This window comes from Thermus sp. (genome assembly GCF_037444525.1).
GTDB lineage: Bacteria > Deinococcota > Deinococci > Deinococcales > Thermaceae > Thermus.
Genome location: NZ_JBBIMD010000100.1, coordinates 1 through 4,078, shown reverse-complemented (window position 1 = coordinate 4,078; position 4,078 = coordinate 1). Strand labels below are relative to the sequence as shown.

Sequence of the window (4,078 nt, the reverse complement as noted above, 5' to 3'; positions counted from 1 at the left end):
CCCCCACCGCCCGCCCCCCCTCCACCAGGACCTCCTCCACCCGGTGGCGAAGGCGGACCTCCAAGAGGCCCCTGGCCCTTAAGGCCTCCACCCGGCGCAAAAAGGGCTCCAGAAGCCCCGGCCCTGTGCCCCAGACGATGTGAAAGCGGGGGACGGAGTTCCCGTGCCCCGTGGCGAGCCCCCCGCCCCGCTCCGCCCAGCCCACCACGGGGAAGAACCGTACCCCCAAGGAGGCAAGCCAGGCCCGCATCTCCCCCGCGGCGAACTCCAGGTAGGCCTGGGCCCAGCGCCGGCCCCAGTGGTCCTCAGCGCGGTCGTACCCCGCAGCCCCAAACCAGTCCTGCTGGGCGAGCTCCAAGGCGTCGCGCACCCCTAGGCGGCGCTGCTCGGGGGTGCCCACCAGGAGGAGCCCCCCAAAGGACCAGAAGGCCTGCCCCCCCAGGTAGGGCTCCTGCTCCAGGAGGAGGACGCGCCTGCCCCGGCCGGCCACCTCCGTGGCGGCCACCAGGCCGGCAAGGCCTCCCCCCACCACCACCAGGTCGGCGTCCATGGCTGGGTATAGCGTATACCTGGTCTAAAGGTCGTACCAGGGGGGGCGGCCCCGGAAGAGGGGGATCTCCTGGAAAACCTCCTCCTTGGAGGCCTCCTCCAGGCGCATCACCTGGGGGGGGCAGCTTTCCACACAGGCCCCGCAGCCGGTGCAGGCCTCCACCTTAAGGTAGAGGACGTACTCCTCTCCTTCCCGCTCCCGCCTTAGGGCCTCCGTGGGGCAGACGTTGGTGCACACCGGGCAGAGGGTGCACCCCTCCTCCACCCGCACCTTGGGCCAGCGCACCCCTTCCGCCCGCCGGGCCGCCACCCGGCGCAGGCGGAGCTCCGCCGGCAAGCCCCTCTCCTCGGGCTCCTGGGAAAGGGGAAGCTCGGGCAGCACCTCGGCCGCGGTGCGCCTGGCGCTTCCCAAAAGGGCCCTGAAGAGCTCCCGCCGCCCCACGGGCTCCCCGGGCAGGGCCCCCTCCACCACCTCCACCTCGAGGCCCGGGAAGTAGCGCCGGGCCTCCTCCGCCATGCGCTCCAGGTGCTCCGGCACCCCAGGTCCCCCTATCTTGCACCCCGCGCACGCCCCCCGGGCGAGGGTGAGCTTCCCAAAGCGGCTTCCCGCCTCCGCCAAAAGCCCCGGGGTGAGGCGGCTTAGGCAAAGCACCTCCTCCCCCTTCCCCTCAGCCTTAGAGCAGCGGAGCTGGCCCTTGCCCCGGATGAGGGCCTCCTGGATGGCCCCCAAAGGGTACTCTAGGGCCACCCCTGGGCAGACCCCGGTGCAGAGGCCGCACCCCGTGCACAGGACCTCGTCCAGCTCCACCCGCCAGCCCTCGAGGCGCACCGCCCCCTTGGGGCAGACCTGGTGGCAACGGTCACACCCCCCCACGCTGTTCTTGTAGAGGAGGCAACGGCCTTCCGTGTACCGGGGCCTGGGGTCCGTGGCCTTGAGGAAGGCATCCAGGAGGTTATCTAAAAGGCCCATCAGCGGAGAAGGTCGGCGATCCCCTGAAGGAAGGCCTCAAACTGGGCAAAATCCATCTGCTGTTGGTTGTCGGAAAGGGCCACCTTGGGGTTGGGGTGGACCTCCACATGCACCCCGTCCGCCCCCACGGCCAAGGCGGCCCGGGCCAGGGGGGTGAGGAGGTCGGTGCGGCCCGCGGCGTGGGTCACGTCCACAATTACCGGCAGATGGGTCTCCTGCTTGGCCATGGCCACCGCAGAGAGGTCCAAGGTGTTCCTGGTCCAGCGCTCAAAGGTGCGGATGCCCCGCTCAGCCAGGATCACCCTCTCGTTCCCTTGGGAAAGGATGTACTCCGCGGCGTAGAACCACTCCTCCATGGTGGCGGAAAGGCCCCGCTTCAGGAGGACGGGCTTACTGGCACGGCCCACCTCCTTGAGGAGGGCGAAGTTCTGCATGTTGCGGGCCCCAATCTGGAGGATGTCCGCGTACTCCGCCACCACTTCCACGTCCCGGGTGTCCATGACCTCGGTGACGAAGACCATGCCGAAGGCGTCCGCGGCCTTCCGACCGATCTTTAACCCCTCCACCCCCAGGCCCTGGAAACCGTAGGGGCTCGTCCTGGGCTTGAAGGCCCCGCCCCGAAGGACCCGCACCCCCCTTTCGGCAAGGAAACGGGCGATGGCCATCATCTGCTCCTCGGACTCAATGGAGCAAGGCCCGGCGATGAGGAGGGGCTTTTCCCCGAAAACCACCCCCTTCACCCACACCCGGGTGGGCTCAGGCTTATGCTTTCTGGAATAAAGGAACTTCTTCTGGTCCTCCCGCTCCTCAAGGTCTAGGCTGGCCTTGAAGATCTCCTTGAAGAGCTTGCGGATGGTCTCGTTGGGAAAGGGCCCCGGGTTTTCCCGGGTGAGGTAGGCGAGCATCTCCTCCTCCCGCTTGGGGTCGTAGTGGGGTAGGCCCAGCTCCGTCTGGATGCGGCCGATCTCCTGCACCAGCCTGCCCCGCTCCGAAAGGAGGCGCAAAAGCTCCCGGTTGATCCGGTCCACCTCCCGCCTAAGGGCCTGGATGCGCTCGTCCATGGGCTATTTTATGGGGAAGCGCCCCCTCCCCTGTCAAGCGGCCTCCTCCTTGGGCCTGGCCCTTTCCGCCAGCCGGGCCACCAGGACGCTGATCCAGTAGAGGACGAGGAGGGGCCCGGTGACGATGGAGAGGCTCACCACGTCCACAGTGGGGGTGATGACCGCAGCCAGGGTGAGGAGGAGGACCACGGCGATGCGCCAGTTCCGGGCCAGAAAGCCCGAGGAGAGGAGGCCGAGCCGCGCCAGGAGGTAGCTCACCACCGGCATCTCAAAGACCAGGCCCATGACGCTCATCATCATGAGGACCTGACCCATGTAGCGGCCGATGGAGATCTGAGGGGTCACCACATCGCCCAAGAAGCCCAGGAGGAAGGGGATGGCAAAGGGCAGGAAGCCGTAGTAGGCGAAAAGGGCCCCCAGGGCAAAGCTGAAACCCGCCCCCAGGAGGAAAGGGGCGGCCAGCCGCTTCTCGTGCTCGTAAAGGCCAGGGGCGATGAAGGCCCAGACCTGGTAGACGATGAAGGGAAGGGCGAGAACCAGCCCGCCGAAGGCGGCCACCTTTAAGGAGACCAAAAAGGGCTCGGTGATGTCCAGGACGATGAGGTTCACCTGGATGCCGTTTTGCTTGGCCGCCAGGTCCAGGGGGCGCTTGAGCCAGTCCAAAAGCTGGACCCGGAAGGTCCAGGCCAAGCCCGTCATTACCGCCCACGCCAGAAGGGACCAGATGAGGCGGGCGCGGAGTTCCTCGAGGTGTTCTACTAAAGGGGCTTCCTTCAAGCCTTGGGCTCCTCTTGGGGTTTGGTCTCAGGGGCCTGTTGCGGTTTGGGCTCCTCCTTCACCTCCACGCTCCGCTCCAGCTCCTCGCGGATCTCCTGCGCCCCCCGGCGGAACTCGCGGATGCTCTGCCCCAGGGAACGCCCGAGCTCGGGGAGCTTTTTGGGCCCGAAGATGAGGAGGGCCACCACCAGGATCACCAGGATTTCCGGCATGCCCAGGTTCATGCCCCTTAGTTTACCACCTGGCCTGAAGGGAACGTGAACCCTTCCCTACCCTAGCCGGGGTTCCCCCTCTGCCCGCCGAAGCATGGCTTCGTCAAGGTACTTAGCCCTCCTCCCGCTTCCTCCGGGCGTAGCCCAAGAGGTTCCGCTGCCGGGCGCGGGCGATGGCCAGGGCATCCTCGGGAACGTCCTCCGTGACCACGCTCCCCGCCCCCACCATGGCCCCCGCCCCCACGCGCACCGGGGCCACCAGGACGCTGTTAGAACCGATGAAGGCACCAGGGCCGATCTCCGTGCGGTGCTTCCGCTTGCCGTCGTAGTTGGCGGTGATGACCCCGGCCCCCACGTTGGTCCCCGCCCCCACCTCCGCATCCCCCAAATAGGCGAGGTGGCCCGCCTTCACCCCCTCGTGGAGGACGCTGTTTTTCACCTCCACGAAGTTCCCCACGTGGGCCCCCCGCTTCAGGACCGCCCCCGGGCGGAGCCGGGCGAAGGGCCCC

Annotated in this window: 6 protein-coding genes; all 6 read right to left on the bottom strand. The window is 67.8% G+C overall.

From position 1 onward, the window contains the following. Window positions 1-550, bottom strand: a 550-nt coding sequence (locus tag WKI94_RS11575; RefSeq protein WP_337845880.1) for an FAD-dependent oxidoreductase, incomplete at its 3' end; no start/stop codon positions are given. Window positions 551-574: 24 nt separating this feature from the next. Continuing rightward, entirely contained in the window at window positions 575-1,519 is a 945-nt protein-coding gene (locus WKI94_RS11570; RefSeq protein ID WP_337845879.1) for a 4Fe-4S dicluster domain-containing protein, read from the bottom strand. Next, the gene (locus WKI94_RS11565; RefSeq protein WP_337845878.1) at window positions 1,519-2,580 is read right to left on the bottom strand and encodes a bifunctional 3-deoxy-7-phosphoheptulonate synthase/chorismate mutase; all 1,062 of its coding nucleotides are present in this window, start codon (window positions 2,578-2,580) and stop codon (window positions 1,519-1,521) included. Before WKI94_RS11565 ends, WKI94_RS11570 begins: the two co-directional genes overlap by 1 nt. A 33-nt stretch (window positions 2,581-2,613) precedes the next feature. Next, entirely contained in the window at window positions 2,614-3,357 is a 744-nt protein-coding gene (gene tatC / locus WKI94_RS11560) for a twin-arginine translocase subunit TatC (RefSeq protein WP_337845877.1), read from the bottom strand. Further along, entirely contained in the window at window positions 3,354-3,581 is a 228-nt protein-coding gene (locus tag WKI94_RS11555) for a TatA/E family twin arginine-targeting protein translocase (protein ID WP_337845876.1), read from the bottom strand. Before WKI94_RS11555 ends, tatC begins: the two co-directional genes overlap by 4 nt. 100 nt (window positions 3,582-3,681) lie before the next feature. Continuing rightward, window positions 3,682-4,078 (bottom strand): DapH/DapD/GlmU-related protein (locus WKI94_RS11550; RefSeq protein WP_337845875.1); only part of this gene is annotated, 397 nt, incomplete at its 5' end.

Bases quoted from the DNA above. Each gene is read 5' to 3' on its own strand.
- WKI94_RS11570 (WP_337845879.1), bottom strand. From the start codon at position 1,519: ATGGGCCTTTTAGATAACCTCCTGGATGCCTTCCTCAAGGCCACGGAC.
- WKI94_RS11565 (WP_337845878.1), bottom strand. From the start codon at position 2,580: ATGGACGAGCGCATCCAGGCCCTTAGGCGGGAGGTGGACCGGATCAAC.
- WKI94_RS11555 (WP_337845876.1), bottom strand. From the start codon at position 3,581: ATGAACCTGGGCATGCCGGAAATCCTGGTGATCCTGGTGGTGGCCCTC.